20 protein-coding genes are annotated in these 19,480 nt (G+C 69.0%); 10 read left to right on the forward strand and 10 right to left on the reverse strand.

The annotated features are described in order from the left end of the window. Positions 1-601: 601 nt before the first annotated feature. A complete protein-coding gene (locus tag ACPXB1_RS29970; protein ID WP_355592057.1) occupies positions 602-3,310 on the reverse strand; it encodes a S8 family serine peptidase in 2,709 nt (902 codons plus the stop codon). A 325-nt stretch (positions 3,311-3,635) separates the two neighbouring features. On the opposite strand from ACPXB1_RS29970, the gene ACPXB1_RS29975 reads away from it, so the two are divergent. The 3 genes from ACPXB1_RS29975 to ACPXB1_RS29985 are packed head-to-tail and all read left to right on the forward strand — an operon-like array spanning position 3,636 to position 5,201. Then, positions 3,636-4,205 (forward strand): NADAR family protein, encoded by a 570-nt coding sequence (locus ACPXB1_RS29975; RefSeq protein WP_355592059.1) that lies wholly within the window; start codon positions 3,636-3,638, stop codon positions 4,203-4,205. Then, positions 4,202-4,846, forward strand: a complete 645-nt coding sequence (locus tag ACPXB1_RS29980; RefSeq protein WP_355592061.1) for a hypothetical protein — start codon at positions 4,202-4,204, stop codon at positions 4,844-4,846. Before ACPXB1_RS29975 ends, ACPXB1_RS29980 begins: the two co-directional genes overlap by 4 nt. 28 nt (positions 4,847-4,874) lie before the next feature. After that, positions 4,875-5,201, forward strand: a complete 327-nt coding sequence (locus tag ACPXB1_RS29985) for a DUF4260 family protein (protein ID WP_355592063.1) — start codon at positions 4,875-4,877, stop codon at positions 5,199-5,201. 123 nt (positions 5,202-5,324) lie between these two features. On the opposite strand, the gene ACPXB1_RS29990 is transcribed toward ACPXB1_RS29985, so the two are convergent. Both ACPXB1_RS29990 and ACPXB1_RS29995 read right to left on the reverse strand, forming a co-directional pair. Then, positions 5,325-5,927: a response regulator transcription factor gene (locus ACPXB1_RS29990; RefSeq protein WP_355592065.1), complete on the reverse strand. Its 603-nt coding sequence runs from the start codon at positions 5,925-5,927 to the stop codon at positions 5,325-5,327. After that, entirely contained in the window at positions 5,924-7,066 is a 1,143-nt protein-coding gene (locus ACPXB1_RS29995; protein WP_355592067.1) for a sensor histidine kinase, read from the reverse strand. Before ACPXB1_RS29995 ends, ACPXB1_RS29990 begins: the two co-directional genes overlap by 4 nt. A gap of 107 nt (positions 7,067-7,173) precedes the next feature. Between ACPXB1_RS29995 and ACPXB1_RS30000 the strand changes: the two genes are divergently transcribed. From ACPXB1_RS30000 to ACPXB1_RS30010, 3 genes are read left to right on the forward strand one after another with little or no spacing between them, the layout of a single operon-like run. Then, positions 7,174-8,055, forward strand: coding sequence for an ABC transporter ATP-binding protein (locus ACPXB1_RS30000; RefSeq protein WP_355592069.1), 882 nt, complete (start codon positions 7,174-7,176; stop codon positions 8,053-8,055). A 26-nt stretch (positions 8,056-8,081) separates the two neighbouring features. Continuing rightward, positions 8,082-8,801, forward strand: a complete 720-nt coding sequence (locus ACPXB1_RS30005) for an ABC transporter permease (RefSeq protein WP_355592071.1) — start codon at positions 8,082-8,084, stop codon at positions 8,799-8,801. Next, positions 8,798-9,478 (forward strand): GOLPH3/VPS74 family protein, encoded by a 681-nt coding sequence (locus ACPXB1_RS30010; protein ID WP_355592073.1) that lies wholly within the window; start codon positions 8,798-8,800, stop codon positions 9,476-9,478. The genes ACPXB1_RS30005 and ACPXB1_RS30010 overlap by 4 nt, the downstream gene beginning before the upstream one ends. Positions 9,479-9,595: 117 nt before the next feature. Here ACPXB1_RS30010 and ACPXB1_RS30015 read toward each other — a convergent pair whose 3' ends face one another. Then, positions 9,596-10,516, reverse strand: a complete 921-nt coding sequence (locus ACPXB1_RS30015; protein WP_355592075.1) for an RNA polymerase subunit sigma-70 — start codon at positions 10,514-10,516, stop codon at positions 9,596-9,598. Between the two features lie 137 nt (positions 10,517-10,653). Between ACPXB1_RS30015 and ACPXB1_RS30020 the strand changes: the two genes are divergently transcribed. Both ACPXB1_RS30020 and ACPXB1_RS30025 read left to right on the forward strand, forming a co-directional pair. Further along, a complete protein-coding gene (locus ACPXB1_RS30020; RefSeq protein WP_355592077.1) occupies positions 10,654-11,361 on the forward strand; it encodes a DUF899 family protein in 708 nt (235 codons plus the stop codon). Between the two features lie 121 nt (positions 11,362-11,482). Beyond that, a complete protein-coding gene (locus ACPXB1_RS30025) occupies positions 11,483-11,887 on the forward strand; it encodes a hypothetical protein (protein WP_425736121.1) in 405 nt (134 codons plus the stop codon). A 138-nt stretch (positions 11,888-12,025) separates the two neighbouring features. Here ACPXB1_RS30025 and ACPXB1_RS30030 read toward each other — a convergent pair whose 3' ends face one another. The 4 genes from ACPXB1_RS30030 to ACPXB1_RS30045 form a co-directional block, all read right to left on the reverse strand. Then, positions 12,026-12,427 (reverse strand): hypothetical protein, encoded by a 402-nt coding sequence (locus ACPXB1_RS30030; protein ID WP_355627594.1) that lies wholly within the window; start codon positions 12,425-12,427, stop codon positions 12,026-12,028. A gap of 171 nt (positions 12,428-12,598) precedes the next feature. Beyond that, positions 12,599-12,751, reverse strand: a complete 153-nt coding sequence (locus ACPXB1_RS30035; protein ID WP_355592082.1) for a hypothetical protein — start codon at positions 12,749-12,751, stop codon at positions 12,599-12,601. Positions 12,752-12,996: 245 nt separating this feature from the next. Then, positions 12,997-13,764: a hypothetical protein gene (locus ACPXB1_RS30040; protein WP_425736122.1), complete on the reverse strand. Its 768-nt coding sequence runs from the start codon at positions 13,762-13,764 to the stop codon at positions 12,997-12,999. Between the two features lie 1,068 nt (positions 13,765-14,832). Next, the gene (locus tag ACPXB1_RS30045; protein ID WP_355592086.1) at positions 14,833-15,060 is read right to left on the reverse strand and encodes a hypothetical protein; all 228 of its coding nucleotides are present in this window, start codon (positions 15,058-15,060) and stop codon (positions 14,833-14,835) included. A 142-nt stretch (positions 15,061-15,202) separates the two neighbouring features. Between ACPXB1_RS30045 and ACPXB1_RS30050 the strand changes: the two genes are divergently transcribed. Beyond that, on the forward strand, positions 15,203-15,340 hold the full coding sequence (locus ACPXB1_RS30050) for a hypothetical protein (RefSeq protein WP_355592088.1): 138 nt from the start codon (positions 15,203-15,205) through the stop codon (positions 15,338-15,340). Here the strand turns inward: ACPXB1_RS30050 and ACPXB1_RS30055 are convergent. Together ACPXB1_RS30055 and ACPXB1_RS30060 are read right to left on the reverse strand one after the other, a co-directional pair. Further along, positions 15,304-15,618 carry a hypothetical protein gene (locus ACPXB1_RS30055; protein ID WP_425736123.1) on the reverse strand — a complete coding sequence of 105 codons (315 nt, stop codon included), beginning with the start codon at positions 15,616-15,618 and terminating at the stop codon, positions 15,304-15,306. The two genes, ACPXB1_RS30050 and ACPXB1_RS30055, sit on opposite strands and share 37 nt — an antisense overlap. Positions 15,619-15,725: 107 nt before the next feature. Further along, a complete protein-coding gene (locus ACPXB1_RS30060; protein ID WP_425736124.1) occupies positions 15,726-18,497 on the reverse strand; it encodes a helix-turn-helix transcriptional regulator in 2,772 nt (923 codons plus the stop codon). 658 nt (positions 18,498-19,155) lie between these two features. Here ACPXB1_RS30060 and ACPXB1_RS30065 point away from each other — a divergent pair. Beyond that, positions 19,156-19,422 carry an N-acetyltransferase gene (locus ACPXB1_RS30065; protein ID WP_425736125.1) on the forward strand — a complete coding sequence of 89 codons (267 nt, stop codon included), beginning with the start codon at positions 19,156-19,158 and terminating at the stop codon, positions 19,420-19,422. Positions 19,423-19,480: the final 58 nt, after the last annotated feature.

The following is a 19,480-nucleotide window of genomic DNA, read 5'->3' on the forward strand; positions in this document are numbered from 1 at the left end:
GACAGCCTGCACTCCTTCCTCATGGACAAGTTCAGCGGACGCCGCGAAATCGTCGGGTTCCGCAGCTCCGTCATCTATCAACACGCCCGAAAGCAGGTCATCGAACCACTTGACCCGTAACGCGGCCGCAGGGTCGGGACAAGTGCGGGACAAGTGCTCATCGATGCTGGACAGGGCAATGGGGGCGCTGACGTGCGTTGATGCGGGCGAGCGGTCCGGCGTGAACTCCCAGAGAGAACTGGTGGTCAGGATTGTCGCGCTCCCCACTGATTAGGGATGTCTCGTAACTCGCTTGTGCGTCCGTTGTGGATGGCGATGCGGTGCAGGTGATATCGACGGTCTTTCAGGGGTGGCCCACTGTTCGAGGTGTCGCACCCGGCGGCGGACGGGGTCATCGACACCCTCGGACCCGCTGCTGGCTCTGGCGGCGGTGCTTCGGCGGCGGCTCGACCAGATCACCGTCGTCGACGGCGCCCTTATAGGCAGGCACGGGACTCCATCGGTCACGAAGCGTAGAGAACTCCGATGATCAATGGAGCCGTGCCTGCTTGCTACCTCGGGGTCCCCTCCGTCCAGACGCCCTACCTATTGCCGGTCGCTCTTAGTTCGAGCTTCCGGTGCAGGTGGCGGTCGTGCCGTTGCCGTTTCCGGTGCCCTGGAATCCGAAACTGGTGGTCTGGCCTGCGGCCAGCCGTCCGTTGTAGCTCTGGTTGGCGACGGTGATGGTCCCGCTGGTGCCACTGTTGACACCGTTCCAGAGCGAGGTGACCGAGGCACCGCCCGGCAGGTTGAGGGTGACCCGCCAGCCGGTGAGCGGGGTCGCTCCTGCCGTGACGCTGACGTTGGCGACGAACCCACCGTTCCACTGGTCCTGCACGGAGTAGACGGCGGTGCAGGCAGGGCTCCCACCGGGGGGCGGGGTGGTCGGAGGCGGGGTGGTGGGCGGTGGCGTGGTGGGCGGTGGCGTCGTCGGAGGCGGCGTGGTGGGCGGTGGCGTCGTCGGAGGCGGCGTGGTGGGCGGTGGTGTGGTGGGGGGAGGCGGCGTGGTGGGCGGTGGCGTGGTGCCGCCATCGAGGGTCAGCTTCCAGCCTTCGAACACGCCTTCGTAGTCGGCGACGTTCTCGACCCGCAGTTTCCAGGTGCCAGCTGTGGGCTTGCTCGACAGATCGGTGATGAAGGTTTCGCGGACGTTTGCCCGGTACGACCCCACGTAGGCATCCTTGAGCAGGATCGCCTGCCCGTCCGGCGCGACGAGGGAGACTCGAAGGTCTCGGCCGTACTGGTGACGGATGTTGGGCTCGATGTAGCTCTTGGTCGACGGCGCCAGGCCGCAGTCGGCCACGCTGATTGACGATTCGACAGTGCCGGCGGCCGGTATCCGTAGGTTGGTGCTGGTGCGGCCACCACATGCTGGTGCCGGCAGGTCGGCGCCCGCGAGGTTGATCCGCCACGAGTCGAGGAACCCGGTGCCCGAGTGCAGGAGGTCGTTGAGCCACAGCATCCAGGTGCCGTTCGCGGTCTCGGACGACAGGTCGTGGGTGAAGGTGTAGTCGATGTCGTCGCTGTCGCCGCCGGTGCGGTCCAGCAGGTAATACCAGGTGCCATCGGGTGAGAGCAGCCGGATGTCGAGGTCCCCGATTCCTGAATGGTCGATGTGCAGCTCGATGGTGCTGTTGCGAGCGGCGGCGCCGGGACAGTCGGTGATCGTGATGGGGACCAGCGGGCTATCGCCCTGGGTGATCGCCGTGTCGGTGCCGTTCGAGCCGACGCAGCCGGCCGGGTCGTTGACGTGTAGCTGGAATGCCGTCGCACGTGTCGCACCCGTTCCGGTGCCGATCACTGTGATGGTGTAGTCGCCGGCCATGGTTGTCGACGCCGTGTTGATGGTCAGGGTGGTGCTGCCGTTGGAAGCGACGCTCGCGGGCTGGAACGTGGCGGTGGCGCCGTCTGGTAGGCCGCGGGCCACCAGGGAGACCGGTTGGGTCGCGCCGTTTGTGACGGCCGCGGTGATGGTGGTGGAGATGGTGCCGCCGGCGGTGACGGTGCCGCTGGCGGGGGTGGCGGTCAGCGCGAAGTCGTTGGCCGGGGTGCTGGCGCTGACGTGGAGCAGCCGGTTCGGCGAGCCGACGCCCGGATTTGTCACCACGCCGGGGGTGGTGTCGGCCAGGAGTGCCTGGGTCACCTGCGCCGGGGTGTAGGTGGGGTTGTCGGCCAGGATCAATGCCGCCGCGCCGGTGACGTGCGGGGTGGCCATCGAGGTTCCGGAGGCGGTGCGGGTTGCGGTGTTGCTGCCGGTGTAGGCCGAGGTGATGTCGGCGCCCGGCGCGAACAGGTCCACGCACGTACCGATGTTGGAAAACGATGCGCGGGTGTCGGTGGCGTCGGTGGCGGCGACGGTGATCGCCTCCGGGACGGAGGCCGGGGTGTAGGAACACGCGTCGTCGCCGTCCTCGTTGCCGGCGGCCACCACGTAGGTGACGCCGTCTGCGATCGACCGTCGCACGGCGTCGACCATTGGCGCGTACGGCGGGCCGCCGAGGCTCATGTTCGCCACGGCCAACTGCCCGGGGTCATGGTCGCCGGTCACCCAGTCGACCCCGGCGAGAACATTCGAGGTGGTGCCGCGGCCGTCGCAGTTGAAGACGCGTACGGCCACCAGTTGGACGTTCTTGGCCACCCCGTAGGTGGTGCCGCCGACCGTGCCGGCGACGTGGGTGCCGTGCCCCATGCAGTCGGTGGCGTCGGCGTCGTTGTCGATGAAGTCCCAGCCGGACACCGCCCGCCCGGCGAACTCGGTGTGGGTCAGGTTGATCCCGGAGTCGATGACGTACGCCCGCACGCCCGGTGACACGCGGGGGTAGGTGAACGAGTTGTCCAACGGCAACGCGCGCTGGTCGATCCGGTCCAGGCCCCAGGACGGTGTCGGGCTCTGCACCTCTGCCACGGACACCGTGTGGTTCTGCGTCACGGAGGCGACGGCCGGATGGGCGGCGAGGCGGCGGGCACCGCGCTCGGAGAGTCGGGCCTCGAAGCCGCGCAGGGCGTGCCGGAAGACGGGGCCGACCCCGCCGCCCTGCTGTTTGGTGAGGTCACGGGCGGTGGTGTCCACAGCGGTGGCTTTGACGGCGGAGTCCCGCAACACGACGATGTAGGAGCCGGCCACGGCCGTCGGGCCGCCCGCGGCGAGGATGTCACCTTCGGCTGGGGCGGCCGTCGCGGACACGGTGCTCGCGGCAAGAGCCAGCACGGTTGCTGCGGCCGCGATGCCGGACCGGAGCAGGGCTGGCCTGCGTGGTCCCGTCGGTGTCATGACTACCTCCCGGTCGAAAGCGACGCGCCCGGGGACCCGCCGGCCCTGTCGAGCAGGTCATCCGACAGGGTGGGCGGATCTCCGGGCAGCCGTACCGCCAACATCATGAACGCACGACCACTCCCAACGCCAGAGATGAACGTCGAATTTTTGACTCAGCAACAAAAATCTCCGCTCGTCGCAAGGCCGAGGCGGCACGCCTCATATCGAAGGGCAGGAAGCCCGCTCTCGGCCGGCTCAACCCCGGGAGGACGGCCGGCGACCCCGCGACCGGCAGAGCAAACCCGATGGCGCGTGGCCGTACGGTTCTGGCACCCTGCCGAACATGCCCGACACCACCTCCTCGCCGCGCAGCCTGCCCGAGCTGCGGGCGCTCGCCGCTGCGGGCGGGCGGGTCAAGTACCTGTTCTTCTGGGGGCACCAGCCCCAACCGGACGGCAGCGTCGGATCGGGCTGCCTGAGCCAATGGTGGCCGGCCCCGTTCGTCGTGGACGGGATCCGGTACGCCACCGCCGAGCACTACATGATGATCGGCAAGGCTCGCCTGTTCGGCGACGAAGCGATCGCCGCGCAGATGCTCACGGCGCCGCACCCGGGCGCGGTCAAGGCCCTGGGCCGGCAGGTCCGCGACTTCGACCAGGCCACCTGGGATGCGTACAGCTTCGACCTGGTCGCCGCCGGCAACCTGGCCAAGTTCAGCCAGCACCCTGACCTCGGGCGGTACCTGTCTCGCACGGGCAATCGGGTACTGGTGGAAGCCAGCCCGATGGATCGGGTCTGGGGCATCGGGCTTTCCGCGACGGACCCACGCGCCCACGATCCGGCCCAATGGCGCGGCCGCAACCTCCTCGGGTTCGCGCTGATGCACGCCCGCGCGCAGCTCGCCACGGCATGAACCTCAAGATCCGCGTACATCAGGGACGGCTCGGCGCCGATCAGTACCGCGTCGTCCGCCCGGCCGAACCGGTGACCGGCGCGGTGCTGGTCGACAACAACCCCTGGTTCGTCCTGGAACTCAACGCCGAGGCCGCGTTCACCATCACGGGCCTGTGGATGCTGGCAGCCCGATCACGCCGCACACTGATCCACCTACCGCTACGGGGCAAGCCGCCACCGGAGCCCTCCCCCGCCACCGAGACCGTCGGTGAGCTCGACCTGGTACTCAGTCACCACGACCTGCAGTTCGCCCCGAACCGGTGGAAGCAGCTACGCCACCGCCTGGGAGCCGGGGCTCCGCACACCGTCTCCTGGAACCCGAACGACGTTCCCGCCTGGGACGAGGTCCACGAACTCAATCGCCAAGCCCGTCGGCGTTCCTTCAACAGGGACAGGTTCCACCAACGCCTGCACGCTCACACCCTGTTCATGGCCGGCAGCGCGGTCGCGTTCCGGCGCACAGCCCGGTACGTCCTCGACATGGCGCTTCAGCGACCCGACCCCGGTCATCCCGGTACCTACCATTCCGCCACATTGCACCCGGTGGACGGGCACTTCGCCACCACCGGGCAAGGCATCTACCTCATCAGGTGGCGGTAGCGGCGATCCGACCGGCTGCGGGTCGTGAATGGCACCGGTCGGTCGAAGGTGCGCCGGCACGGACCGGGGCGTGTGCGCACCGCGCCCAGGCATACCGGCACCGCGCCCAGGCCATACCGCACCGCGTCGTCGCGGGAGAGCTTCCCCTGGTGGTGGGCCGAGAGCACGCGTTCGCCGGGGAGCGGTAGCCGTGGCCGCGGCCGGGTTCGGCCACCGGATCGGTTGGCTCGGAGTTCTGGCCCTTGCCTGGGTGTTCCACATCGCCGTCGATCGCGGCCTCGGCTACGGCCTCAAGACGGCCGAAGGTCTCGAGCACACCCCACCTCGGCTTGATCGGCAAGGTCAGAGGGCCTGACCCGCTTTGATGGACATCCGGGATCAGGAGCCTGATGGGTTCCGGGAGGATGTCGTCGGCACCGCGTGATGATTCAGCCGGCGTTGACGGATTCCGTGCTGGTCTGGGGTGATCGCCCGTTGGTCACAGCCAGTTGTGTTCGCGGGCGTAGCGGGCCGCTTCGTGGCGGGTCCGGGTCTGGGTCTTGCGCATCGCGTTGGAGAGGTAGTTGCGGACGGTGCCCGGCGCGAGGTACAGGCGCGCGGCGATGTCGGCGACCGAGTAGCCCTCGCCGGTGACCCGCAGGACGTCGGCTTCACGGTCGGTGAGGGGGTTGTCCTCGGTGACGGCGAGCGCGGACACGTCCGGGTCGATCCAGCGTTTGCCCGCATGCAGGGTGGCGATGACAGACGAGATGTGCGTCGGTTCGGCGGACTTGCTGACGAAGCCCTGAACACCGAGCTTCAACGCCTGGCGCAACACGCCGGGACGGGCGTGCCGGGTCAGCATGAGAACCACCTGCCCCGGGCGCGTGCGCCGGATCTCGGCGACCGCGCCCAGACCGTCCACGCCCGGCATCTCCAGGTCGATGACCAGCACGTCGGGCCCGTGCCGCAGGGTGGCCTCGACGGCCGTCCGGCCGTCCTGCGCCTCGGCGAGAACGGTGATGTCGCCCTCCATCGGCAGCAGCGCGGCCAGGGCCGTACGCAGCAGCGCCTCGTCGTCGGCGAGCACGATGGTGGTCATCGGCCGTCACTCCTTTCCGCGCCGGCGCGCACGGCGGGGAACGTCGCCGCCGTCCGGAAGCGTCCCTGCTGCTGTTCCACGGTCAGCTCTCCTCCGTCGCCCGCCACCCGTTGCCGGAGTGCCGCCAGTCCTCTCAGCTCGGGGGGCGAGGTGGCGGTCACGCCGTCGTTGACGACGGTGATGCTCGACTCGGAGAGCGTGATTTGCACCTGGGTGGCCTGCGCGTGGCGGAGGATGTTTGTGGTCGTCTCGCGCAGCACCTGCCCGAGCAGTTCGCTGGCGCGGGCGTCGACCTCGGCCTCCCGGGTCACCCGGACCCGGATGCCGGCGGCCTCGAACAGGTTCTTCGCGTTCTCGATCTCCGCGGTGAGGTTGAGCCGGCGTTGGGCGTAGGCCAGTTCCTTGGTCTGCGCGATGGTGTCGCTGACCAGCGCGTACGTCTCCCGCAGCTCCTTCTCCGCCCGCTCGGTGTCGCGGAGCAGCAGTCGCTGCGCCAGGGCGATCTTCAGCTTGACCACGTGCAGGGTGTGGCCCTGGATGTCGTGCAGGTCGCTGGCGAAGCGCACGCGTTCGCGGATCACCGCGAGTTCCGCTTCCCTCTCGCGGGTCTGTTCGAGCTCCTGGATGAGTTCGTAGAAACGCTCGCCCACGATCGTGAAGACCGTCACGACGATGGTGAGGACGGTCGGGATGAGAACGTAGGTGACCAGGACGTGACCGATGTCGTCCCGCTGTACCAGCAGCCGCGCCGTGCCGACGGCGGCGACGTAGGTGAAGAGCCCTGCCGCTGCCAGCTTCCGGTGCCGCCGAACCTCGCGCATGGCGAGCGAGCCCACAGCGCAGAACCCCCAGTAGGCGTTGGGGCTGCCGGTCACCAGGACCCCCAGTGGCCACACCGCTCCCGCCACGACCAGGCACGGCAGCGCCACCCGAGCCAGGTCGTTGGCCGTCCACCGCTCGAAGGCCACCAAGCCTGCCACGGCCCCCGGCGCCAGGACGACAAGGTGCCACCAGGTGTCCGCGTCGGTGTAGACCAGGACCACCGCGGCGACCAAGACCGGCGGTAGGGACGTGGCGAGGTTGAGCCGTCGCAGTCTTCCCTGCGTCGACTCGGTGAAGCGCGGCGATCTTGCGGTCACCACACCAGTATCGGGCAGCCAGGTGCCACGACCAGTGACACCACGTCACATGCGGCGATGACATGACGCCACTGACGGGTCGGCCGTGTCCGCGCTGTCATTGGTGCATGTCCACTACACCCGTCATCGAAGCCGAACGGCTGAACCTCACCTACGGCGACTTCCACGCCGTGAAGGACCTCTCCTTCGAGGTACGGTCCGGAGAGCTCTACGCACTGCTGGGCACCAACGGAGCCGGGAAGACCTCGACCCTGGAGGTGGTCGAGGGGCACCGGAAGCCGACCTCTGGCACGGTACGCGTCTTCGGGCACAGGCCCGACGACCGCCGGGCGGTACGCCCCCGGATGGGCGTGATGCTCCAGGAGAGCGGATTCTCGCCCGACCTCACCGTCCGTGAGTCCGTCGGCCTGATTGGCGGGCTCACCCGGCGCGCCGACGACGTCGATCGGGTGCTCGACGTGGTCGACCTCACCGGTCGCGCCGGACGCAAAGTGTCCCAGTTGTCCGGCGGGGAGAAGCGGCGGTTGGACTTCGCGACCGCGGTCTACGGCACCCCGGAGCTGATCTTCCTGGACGAGCCGACCACCGGCCTCGACATCCAGTCCCGCGACGCCGTCTGGGCGACAGTGGACCGGCTGCGGGAAAACGGTTCCACCATCGTGCTCACCACGCACTACCTGGAGGAGGCCCAGCAGCGCGCCGACCGGATCGGGCTCATGCACGAGGGGACCCTCCACCGCGAGGGCACCGTCTCCGAGCTGACGCGCACCCTCCCCGGCGTGATCCGCTTCTCCCTTGCCGCGCCGGTTCCGCCGCTACCGCTGCCGGCGGCCGTCGACGCCGACGGGAAGGTCACTGTCGAGTCCTTCGAACTGCAGAAGGACCTGCACCTCCTGCTCGGCTGGGCGCAGGACCATGCCGTGGAACTGCGCGACCTGGCGGCGGGACCGACCCGGCTCGACGACGTGTTCCGCGCCATCAACAGTTGATTCGTTCTTCCGAGAGGCCCATCACCGTGTTGTCCATCGCGTCCAGCGAACTGATCCAGATCTTCCGCAACCGGCTGGTCCTGATCACCAGCCTCATCATCCCGGCGGCGGTGTCCGCGTTTTTCGTCCGTCAGCACGAGACCTACGCCGCCATCGGGAGCCTCGGCTACATCGCCGCGATCGTGATGTTCACCGTGGCCGCGTTCGGGCTCTACGCCACGGCCGTCACCACACTGGCCTCCCGGCGTCAGAATCTCTTCCTCAAGCGGCTGCGCTCCACCGCCGAAGGCGACGCCGGCATCCTCGCCGGCCTGCTGCTGCCCGTGCTCCTGCTCACCGTGGTGCAGGTGACAGCGATCCTGACCGCCCTGGCCGTGGTCGCCGGCGGGCCGGACAACGTCGCCCTGCTGGTGGTGGCGGTTCTCGCGACCGTGGCCATGATGATCGGGTTGGCGCTGGCCACGACCGGGCTGACGAACTCCCCCGAACACGCCCAGGTCACCACCCTGCCCGTTACCCTCGGTGTGATCGCCGTGGCCAGCTGGGTCGGCATCTCCGGCACCGAGAACCTCGCCTGGCTCAAGCGGCTTCTGCCCGGCGGAGCGGCCACCGAGTTGACGATGAACGCCTGGAACGGCGGCGTCGCCGTGATCGACTCCCTGCTCCTGCTGGCGCCCACGCTGGCCTGGGTCGCTGTCGCCGTCACCCTCGCTACCCGACTCTTCCGCTGGGAGCCCCGCCGATGACCACCGAACCCCGGTCGGACGCCCCGACTCTCGTCGAGGATCTCCTCCTGCTCCTGTTCCAACCCGCATCCGGGACCATCGCCGGGGAGAACACCCTCTTCTACGTCCTCGGCGGAGCCGTCCTCGCCGACCTCGCCCTCGGCGGTCACCTGACCCCGTCGGACCGGGGGCGGGTCAGCAGCGTGGCGGGTCACCCGCCGTCGGATGGCCTCCTGCGCCCGGCGTGGGACTACCTCGCCGAGAAACCCCGAGGGGTGCAGACGGCACTGGCCGCGATCGGTCCCCCGCTGCGGGGGCCGGTTCTGGAGCGGCTCATCGCGCGGAGCGACATCGACCAGGAGCCGCGTAAGGTGCTTGGCCTGTTCCGGACGACGGCCCTGCGCGAGGGCAGAACCGAACGTCGGTCCCGCCTGCTCGCCGACGTTCGACGGGTCCTCGTGGACGGCGCGGAGCCGCAAGCCCGGGTCGCCGCGCTCGCGGCGCTGCTCTCGGCGAGCGGAACACTCCCGCAGTTTCACCGCGAGATTCCGTGGACGTCACCGGTGATCAGCCGAGCCAAGGAACTCGAGCAGGGCAACTGGGGCGCCGACGCCGCGGGGGCAGCCGTGACCCGTACCGTGACGGCCATTGTCGTCAACAGCGCCGTCGTGGCCATCACCGCGCTTCCTCGGGGCTAGTACTGCGACGTCACTTGGTTTCGGCGTTGGGCGTGGCGTCGGTATGACGACCGCCTTCGTCCTCGCCATGCCACTACCCCAGTGCAGGCCCGATCACCTGACGCGAGACACCCTTGTCTAGGGCTCGAGTGTGGCGGGCATGCTGAAGGCGGCGACGTGACGGGCACCGATGAAGGCGTTGCTCTCCACGATCTTCCCGTTCTCGATCCGGAGTACGTCGACGACCAACGCCTCGTAGTGCGGGCTGCCGGGCCGGCGGAGATAGTTGATCAATGCCGGGCGCCCGTTGGCCGAGGCGGGGAACGTACGCCAGTCGAGCGGTCGGCCGAGGAACTCCGCGGCCGCGTCGATCCCGACGACCGGCGGCTCGGGCGGCATCGTGATCCGTACGTCCTCGGCGAGCAGTGCCCGGATCGTCTCCGGGTCCTTCGCGTTGGCGTAGCGGCGCAGGATCTCTTCGTCCTCACTGGTGAGCTGCGGGCGGCGCCAGTCCTTCGGGTCCGACGGCGCTTGCCGTCGGAGGGTGTGGCGGGCCCGCTGGAGGAGGCTGTTGACGGCCGCTACGGCGGTGTCGAGCGCGGCGGCGATCTCCTGCGGCGTCCAGCCGTGGACGTCGCGCAGGACGAAGGCCGCCCGCTGCCGCGGCGGCAGGTACATGAGCGCTGCGATCACGGCCAGCTCGACGGTTTCCCGGGCGGCGAGACCGGTCTGCGGATCGTCGGCCAGCAGGGCGTCGGGATAGGGACCGAGCTCGGTGGACCACTCCAGCGGGTCACCGTACGGTACCGTCCGGCGACCGGCCGCCTTGCGGCTGTCGAGGAAGACGTTCGTGGCGATCCGGTAGAACCAGGTGCGCGCCGACGCGCGACCCTCGAAGCGGTCGCGAGCCCGCCAGGCACGCAGGAAGGTCTCCTGCACCAGGTCGTCCGCGTCGGTGACGTTCCCGGCGAGGCGGTAGCAGTGCACGTGTAGCTCACGCCGGTGCTCGTCGAAGGCGCGCTGCAACCAGACCGCCTGCTCGTCAGGCGAGTCGGACATGTGATCTCCCCGGGGCTGACTGGTCCTCACCACCGTACTGACGACCGCGGACGCCATCCGTCATCGGTCACCGATGACGATCGCCGACTCGGTCGTCTGTACCTGTGACCGATCCCCACTCCACGAAGGAGATAGCCATGACGGCAACCCCCGCGCCCAGCGCCACCGCGCCCCCGGTCGTCGACCGGGAGACCTGGCTGCGTGAGCGCGACGAACTGCTGGTCCGGGAGAAGGCCCATACCCGCGAAGGAGACGCGATCGCAGCCGCTCGTCGTCAGCTGCCGATGACCTTGATGCCGACGGTGACGGTGCGGGGCCCTGGCGGGGACACCCCGCTGGCGGAGGTGTTCGAGGGTCGCCGGATGCTCATCGCCTACTTCCACATGTGGCACGACGGCAATCCGTACGAGCATCAGTGTGAGGGGTGCACCTTCTCGACCTGTCACATGCAGATGCTGGACTACCTGCACGCTCGGGACGTCACCTACGCCGTGCTCTGCCAGGGTCCCTACGACGAAAGTGCCCCGTTCGCGGAGTTCATGGGCTACCGGTTCCCCTGGTATTCGGCGAAAGACTCCGACCCGGCTCTGGCCGACGGTCGTGACTTCGGGTTCATCGCGTGCTACCTGCGCGACGGCGACGACGTCTACGAGACCTACTGGACCACCGGGCGGGGCGTGGAGGCGTTGATGACCACCTACCACGCCCTGGACCTCACGGTGTACGGCCGGCAAGAGAACTGGGAAAACTCGCCTGAAGGCTGGCCGCGGGTCAGCGGGCACCCGTGGCGTCTCAACGGCCGCCCCACCGCGCAATGGTCACGCCCCGGCGTCGCACCGCGATAACGTCCTGATGGTCGAGGTGATCATGCTCGGGTCGGCCGCGGTGTCAGCCTGCTGCTGCGTCGTACCGCGGGCGGGCGCTTCCCGCGGAGCCCGAACGCTTTCGGGTGCGATGGTGGCTGTCATGGTCGCGGTGACCCTCGACGCCACACCGGTTGTGCAGTACGCGGGCACGCTGCTGCTGGTCTTGGCGGTGGCAATCGTCGTCGGCGGTCCGACCGAGCGCGGCCCGGAGGTGGAGCGGCACCGTATGGCCGGGGCCGTGCTCATGGCGCTCGCCGTGCTGCTACATCAACACGGTGAGTCGATGGCTACCCACCACATGGCCGCCGGGCCCCGGACGGACCACGACACCGTCACCGTCCATGATGCGGCGCTCGTGTTGTTACGCGCCGCCACGGCGGCTTACCTCTGCTGGATGGCGACCGCAGTCGTCCAGCTGCGTTATCGACCGATCACGGACCTGCTCCGTTGGGAGCACCTGGCCATGGGAACAAGCCTCGCGGCCATGATTTTCTTCATGAGCTAGGTGTGGGTGGTGACCGCCTCGGCGGCGGGGAGCGGCCGGTCGGCGTCGTCGCACGCGGCTTACTGGTCAGCGCGTCGGCAGGGACGAACGCGGGGCGTCCGCCGCGATGGCGGACGCCCCGAACGGTCGGCGCGTCGGTCAGCCGATCAGCGTGACCGAGTAGTCGTACGTCGTCCCGGTCACCGAGTACGTCGCGGTCTGCCCGTTCTCGCAGTACGACACGAAACTGCTCGGCGTACGCTGCGCTCCGGCCACCGCGTCCACCACTGGCCGGACGTCGGAGCCGACCGGCAGCGCGGTGGTGGTGAGATCGACCGTCCGCGACTGATTGATCGGGTAGGTGTCGGTGTTCGACGTCTCCAGACCATTGCTTGCCGCGACGCTGAAGGACATCACGAACGCGGCATTGTTCACCACGGTGATGCGCTGAACGCAGGGCTCGGCCTGTGCACTGGCCGTGGAGGCCGCGGCCAGTGCCGACGCACCGGCAGCGAGCGTTCCAACAAGTGCGGCCCCGACGAGCCTGGCGGGGAAGGTCATGGATTCACCTCTCGGTCGGTCGTGACGCCGGGCGCCTACTGGTGGCGCCCGGCGCGCGGTCCGTATCGAAGTTCCCGACTCGAATCGATCGAATCCTGTAGATCGCAATATTCTGTGACGTCGGCAGCACCCCGAAGGCCCGGCCGCCGAGTACGACGCCGAACCGACCCGCTACCGGCCCGCCATACGGTCGGGAGCCGACCCCACCGTCGTCACCGCCCGGATCACCGGAACCCGGTAGAACGCCAACGCGGCCAGCACCGCTATCACGGAGCGGCCGGAGAGCACCTGCCGTCCTCTCTGGACCGGGCGGACATCGATCACGGACCTCTAGGATCAGCGATCGCCCTGCTCACCGCCGCAGCCGATGACCTGACTACGGCCGTGACCGGACCTGTCGGCTCGCGAACCCCGCCCACACAGCTGAAAAGCGCCCAGTGTGGGAACAGGCCACGGGAGTAGCGCCTTGCGCCGCCACGGTCAGGGCGTTGAGTTGCGGTTGCGCCGTCGCCTTCGATCAGATCCCGGGAGAGGCCGCCCAGCTGGGCTGACTGTGGGCGGCAGCCCGGTCAGTAGGCGTGGTCCGGCCAGTGCGGGTCGTCCCATCGGGCTGGGCAGGCAAGGCCGAGCAGCCTGATCCGGTCCAGCAGGTCCGGGTCGGCGCCGATCATCCGCAGCCGGGTCGGGGCGTGCTGGAGCAGCCACCCGGTCAACTCCGCGCGAAGGACCTCCTCCTCGTCGTCCGTCCACCACCAGGTTTGCCACGGCAGATCGTCGCGGAGCAGGTCGTACTCCCATCTGCCGAACGCCTCGGCGAGCCGTTGGTGCGCCACCGGACTGGTCGCCGTTGCCCAGGCACGAAGCCAGCGGTCGAGCCCGCCGGCGGCTTCCACGAGCATGGTCAGCACCGAGTACGCCGGAACCTCGGCGTCCTGCTCGGTGAGCGCGACGAACCACCAGGCGTCCAGGAAATCCCGGACCGCCCGCGACTGCTCGGCGGGCCACTGCTGCCAACGGCCGAGTGCGAACATCCTCCCCGCCTGATCCATGCTGTCCAGACGCATCACCTCACCGTCGACCAGAGAACGAGCGAGCTGGGGCAGGATCCGGCGCAGCATGGCAGCGGGGAAGTCCCAGTCGCTGGCCGAGTAGGTGCGGCGCAGCAGATCCGGGTCCAACTCGACGTCCGCGGTCTTGAGCAGGGCAAGGTCCTCGGCGCTTCCCCAGTGGCACTCGCAGTTGGTGTCGTCGGGGTGGGCGGCCATGCCGCGGAAGGTGATGGTGAGTTGGGCCAGGGTGGCATCGAGTCGACGCCGGGCGGGCGTGGATTGCCTCATGGAGATGCACCTTCGGGGACTCCGGCGGCGCGCGGCAGCCGAAGGTTCTGAAGCTACCTGGCCAGACGGCAACACGCACAGCAATTCAGACGGCAGGGCAGAATGCGACCGCCCGCCCGCTCGTACCACCGTTACTGAACCGCACCCCGATGCCGCCACCGATGGTGCTCATACGCGGTGCCGACGCCGGCCTCCGCCACCACTGCGCTATCCCACCTAGACGTACCGCAGCGGCTCGGGCCGGTCGAGTTGGCCGGACCAGCTCGCCGGCAGGGACAGCGGCCACGGATGCGCGCGACCCCGATCGCCCCTGCGCCAAGCATGCAGCAGGGTTAGCCCGGCGACGCCGCGAGCGCCTACACGGCAAGGCACTCAAGCGGAAGGTCGACGAGTCCGTCGTCAAGTCGGAGCTCGTCAGCCACGTTGATGGGTACGGCACAACCGGCTCTACCAACGGATCAGCCGGTTCGGCGGTTACCCCACTGGCGCGGGCTCTGGACCGAGCCCCGGCCGCCGATGTGCTGACCCTTTCCATATGGTTGAGGCGAGGCGACCTTGCCCTTCGCGCGCCGGGCAGCCCGATTTGCGTGAACGGCAGGCTGGTCAGTCTCGGTCTCGGTCTCGGTCTCGGTCTCGGCCGCGGTTGAGGATTCGGCATCCGCTGCGTGGTCGTCCTGGACGGGCTCAGGCTCCGGCATCGGTATCTCCCTGGATCGGTGGGGCGCCCTGCGGGCCGTCGACAGCCGACGGACGCGGACTACTCGACGCCGGTGTGGGCGCCATGACGGTATCGCAACGCCGAGCCTTTCCGATCGACGGTCTCTCAGCCTCGATCGGTTGTAGTCGTCGCGGCTCGAGTATCGGCGACCGTGCCGCCTCCGCGGACACCGCTGAGGCGGCGCGGTCACCCTGGTGTCTCAGCTACGGGATCACCGTCATCACTGTCGTACGTGGTCGGGGGCCGGGTCAGTCGGTATGTGTCGCGGTCGTGCGGCGGCGGTTCTCGGCTGGGTAGTGCTTGCGGAGGTCGGAGGTCGTCATCGACATCGGCCGCTTTCAGCCACACCTCTACAAGCTCTGTTCAGCAACCCGCCCGGCGACCCCACAGCACTCGCCCGTGCCGCCCAGCGAAGCCAGACCGAGTTCCTGACCGTCGTCGCCGACCTGGTCGGCGAGCAGGATGCCCGCCGATACGCAGCCCTGCTGATCAGCAGCGCGAACGGGATTGCCGGCCTGGAGGCCGGCGGCCAGCTCACCGACCCGAAGTGGGGAGGTGTCTCCGGCCGAAGACCTCACCGACACCCTCGTCGACATGATCGCCGGCAAGAGCCAGCACTCATGACCGGCGTCCCCATCCATAGTGGTCGCCCGCTCGGCGGATGGGATACGCGGTCCGGACGGGCGACAATGGCGAGATGTCAGCGAGGGGACACTGATCGTGATCGCATCCTCGCCGGCGCACGGCGTGGACGCCCTGGTCCGGGTCGCCCCGGAGCCGGGCCGCGAGTTCAGCGTCGCCGACCGTGAGGGCCAGCGGTTCTACTCGCTCCGGGCCTGGGGTTTCTGGTCCCAGTAGGGCGGGTCGAGCATCAAGTTGGGCACCGTGACGGTGGATCGAGGCGCGCTGCGCAGCGGCCGGCACCCCTGCCCGCCGTCGATCGTCGACATGTTCCAGATCGCGGCCTCGGTGATCCGGTCTGGTTGCAGCCCCGGACCCGGGTCGGCTCGGACCGCGTTCTTGGCGTCGTCGCGCCGTGCCTGGGCGTCGGCGTTGTCGCTGGTGATGGTGTGCGGGGTGACGACGTAATCGAGGTCGCCCGGCTCACGGGCGGCGTCGCCGACCCAGGCCGCCATAGTGACACCACCCCGCAGGACAAGATGCTCACCGGGACGTTGCCGCGACAGCTGCCACCACGTGATTCATGGCAGCACGTCGGGCGCTGACCCACCGCCGGCCGGTGCTACCCGCGGCCTGCCCAATCAGGAAGCGCAAGTTCTTTGAGCTGCCTGCGGGAGGTGATGCCCAGCTTGCGGAAGATGCTGCGCAGGTGGGCTTCGATCGTGCGCGGGCTCAGGAACAGCTGTGCGCCGACCTCCCGGGAGGTCGCTCCGGTGGCGACCAACCGGGCGATGTGCAGCTCATGGGCGGTGAGCGCGTCGGTCGGCTGAGCGGCGCGTTTTCGTGGGTGTTCACCGGTGGCGCGTAGTTCGCGGGCGGCACGCTCGGCGAACGCCTCCGCACCCATACCGGACAGCAGCTCGTGGGCGGTGCGAAGTTGTTCGCGGGCCTCCCGACGGCGGCCCTCGCGGCGCAGCCACTCGCCGTAGACGAGATGGGTACGAGCGAGGTAACCGCCCATCCGGCTGTGCTTGAGCTGCGCGATCGCCTCGCGGTATTGATCCTCGGCTGCCGATCCGGTGCTCGTCAGCGCCTCTGAGCGCGCCGCCATTCCCAGCGCCCACGGCGTCCCGCTGGCACGAGCCCGGGAGCAGAGCTGCTTCATCGCCTCGATCGCTCGTTCTGGTCGATCGGCGCGGACGGCTGACTCGATGAGCTCGAAGTGGACGAGATTACTGAGCGCCAGCTCTGGGGACTCGAATGCCCGCGCCGCAGCGTCCTGCGCGGCCGGATAGTTGCCCAGCCCGTTGTGGAGCACCGCCATCGCGTACTGAGCGAAGGAGGCCTCCGTACTCTCGTCGGAAAAGGCGACGTCCTGGGCGGTTAGGGCGTTGAGCGCCGTGGTCTCCGCCTGGTCGCCACGCCAGGCACTCAGGATGATGTGAGCGTGCCGCAGCTGTACGCCGCCGGTGGCCTGCGTGATGGTCGTCGCCTCGGTGGCGAGCTCGCCGGCTCGGGCGAGTTCGCCCATCAGGACCGACGTGATGGACAGGAAGCGCAGCGAGTCCGGGAGCGTCGTCAGCGCACCGGCCTCACGAGTCAACTGGACGTTACGGCTGGCCAGTAGGTAGAGCAGTTCGTCGTCGAGGATTGCCACCGCGTTGCGGCCGGCCAGCCGCAGCCAGCGGTCGCTCTGGCGGTCTTGCTCGGGGTCCGTGAGCGGGCTGTTGCGAAACGCCTCCAGGGCATGCCGCAGCCTAGGCGCTCCCGCCGCATATCCACTTGTCAAGGTTTTCGTGAGGCCATCAAGCAACAGGTCCGACGGCTGCGGCGACCCTGGCGGTGCAGGTGCGGCCCGAGCGGCCTCGGCGACCTCCAGGACGCCGCGGTCGGAGTCACCGGCCACGAGCGCCGCGTCGAGCGCGTGCAGGTAGGTCTCACGGGCCAGGGCCGCATCGAGCGGGGCGAGGGTCCTGGCTGCGTCCAGCAGCATTTCCGGCACCTCGCTACTGCGCGTGGTGTGGAACGTGACCTGGGCACGCAGTAACTTCAGGCGGGCTGCTTGCAACGCGTCCAGCGGCCCGGCGGCCGCGATCGTCAACAGCCTCAGCGAGCTCTCGGGCGCACCGGCCTCGTGCTTGGCGTGCGCGGCTACCAGCGCCCGTCTCGTACGCTCGGCCGGCTCGGGAGTCAGCTCGGCGGCTTGCTGCAGGAACGCCGCTGCGGCAGCCCACCCGCCGCGGGCTCGCGCCCGGTCGGCCAATTGCTCAAGTTCTGCGGCGGCTTCCTCGTCGGTGCCGAGCACGGCCTGCGCACGGTGCCAGGCGCGCCGGTCGGGGTCGAGCTGCGGGTCGGTGACAGCGGCCAGCGCGCGGTGTGCGCGGCGGTGATCGGGTGGTGTGGCGGCCCGGTACACCGCCGAGCGCACCAGCGGATGGCGAAACCGCACCCGGGTGTCGATCTCCAGCAGTCCGGCGGCTTCGGCGGGTGCGGCCTCTTCGCGGGCAATCCCCAGGTGTGCGGCCGCGCGCCACAGCAGCGCCACCTCGCCAGTCGGCTCGGCGGCCGCGACCAACAGGAGCAGTTGCGTCTCGGCGGGCAGGCTACCTGAACGGCGCTGGAAGCTCTCCTCGATGCGGTGAGGCACGCTCGACGCGTCCGGCAGTTCGAACCCGCCGGCCAGCTGCGTCGGCGGCGTGCTTCGGGGAAGTTCCAGCAGCGCCAAGGGGTTGCCGCGCGACTCGGCGATGATCCGGTCGCGGACCCCGTCGTCCAGCGGTGTGGGGACCGCGGCGGCCAGCAGCGCCTGCGCGTCGGTCTCGCCGAGCCCGTCCAGGCGCAGCTCGGGCAGCCCGGAGAACGGGCGAACGTCGCCTCCGTCGTGGTCGCGCAGTGCGAACACCAGCGCCAACTGCTCGGCCGCCACCCGACGTGCCACAAACGCCAGCACCTGAGCGGATGGCTGATCGAGCCACTGCGCATCGTCGACGAGGCACAACAGTGGCCCTTCCTCGGCGACCTCGGCCAGCAGGTTAAGGGTCGCCAGCCCGACCAAGAACCGGTCTGGCGCGGCACCGGCTCGCTGCCCGAACGCCACGCCCAGGGCAGCCTGCTGCGGCTCGGGTAGCGCACCCGCGCGGTCCAGCAACGGCCCGCACAGCTGGTGCAAACCGGCGAACGCGAACTGCGTCTCAGACTCCGCTCCGGCCAGGATCTCCGTCCGGAACCCCAAAGGAGCCGCGACGTCGCGGGCATATTCCACCAGCGCCGTCTTCCCGATGCCCGCTTCTCCGCGCACCACGAGCGCCCCGCTGCGCCCCGCCTGCGCCCGGGCGAGCAGTTGCTTGACCGCTTCGCACTCCGCGTGCCGGCCTAGAAGATTCGCCAGTTTCATTCCCACTCGAATCTGTCGGCACTGTAAAAGTAAGTAATTGTCACCGACGCGAACCCCGTCCGCCAACCCTAGTTCTAAACCGTGGACGGGGGTGGGCAATTCGGTCGCCGTATGCCGGGCCTGCCCGCACAGCGGTCCCTTTGCTGGTCTGGCCCGCCCGGGCAACGGCCATCCACCGCTCTGCACGGTGGCGACATCAGGGGCTTCCACCGACGCGAAGGCGACGCCGCCGATGCCAGCCTGAAGACAACGCCATCACCGGCAACGACCGGAGCAGCGCCAGACCTCGTCCGTCCGGGAACGGCCCTGACCCGCGAGGTCGCCCCCCGCTTCGGACCGTCGACGCGAAAGGAACCGCCATGTCTGTCAGCGCTGTCATCGACGTTGCCAGGCGGAACCTCAGCCGCAGCGGTGTTCGTGCCGAGTCGTGTTTCACGAGTGCGGCTGGGTCGCCGACCGGACTTGATCAACGTGGTGAGTCGGTGATCGAGAGACGGCAGGGTCTCCGGTAGATGATTCTTCGACCAGAAACTGAGCAGTGGAGACCTCGCGGCCAGCGCTGCGGTAACGAGGCGGCACGCCGTGGCGGGACGTGGCGGCGAATCATGGCCGGATTGCAGCTGACACGGACGCAATCAGCATCTCGAAAGGACATCGAATGATTAGGGAAATCCATGACAACACCGGGGCGCTCGTAACGGTAGAACTCAACAAAGATCGCCCGATCGGCACCTACACCATCAGCCTCACTGAGGGGTCACCCGTCGGTCGTGTGGACTTCGTCGACTCCGCCAAGGTGGATGGTGAGCGAATCGTCTTCCACACCGAAGTAGACCGACAGTTCGGTGGACGGGGCCTGGCCGGGCTGCTGGTCCGCGAGGTCCTCGCGGACAGCATTCGCACGAGTGAGCCATTTTCATCGTGATCAAGGGCTCCTGAGCAGGCGCTCAGCGGCGTGTCGCTGCTCCAGATAGGACGAAGCT

This window comes from Micromonospora sp. DT68 (assembly GCF_049847245.1).
In the GTDB taxonomy this organism is placed as follows: Bacteria; Actinomycetota; Actinomycetes; order Mycobacteriales; family Micromonosporaceae; genus Micromonospora; species Micromonospora profundi.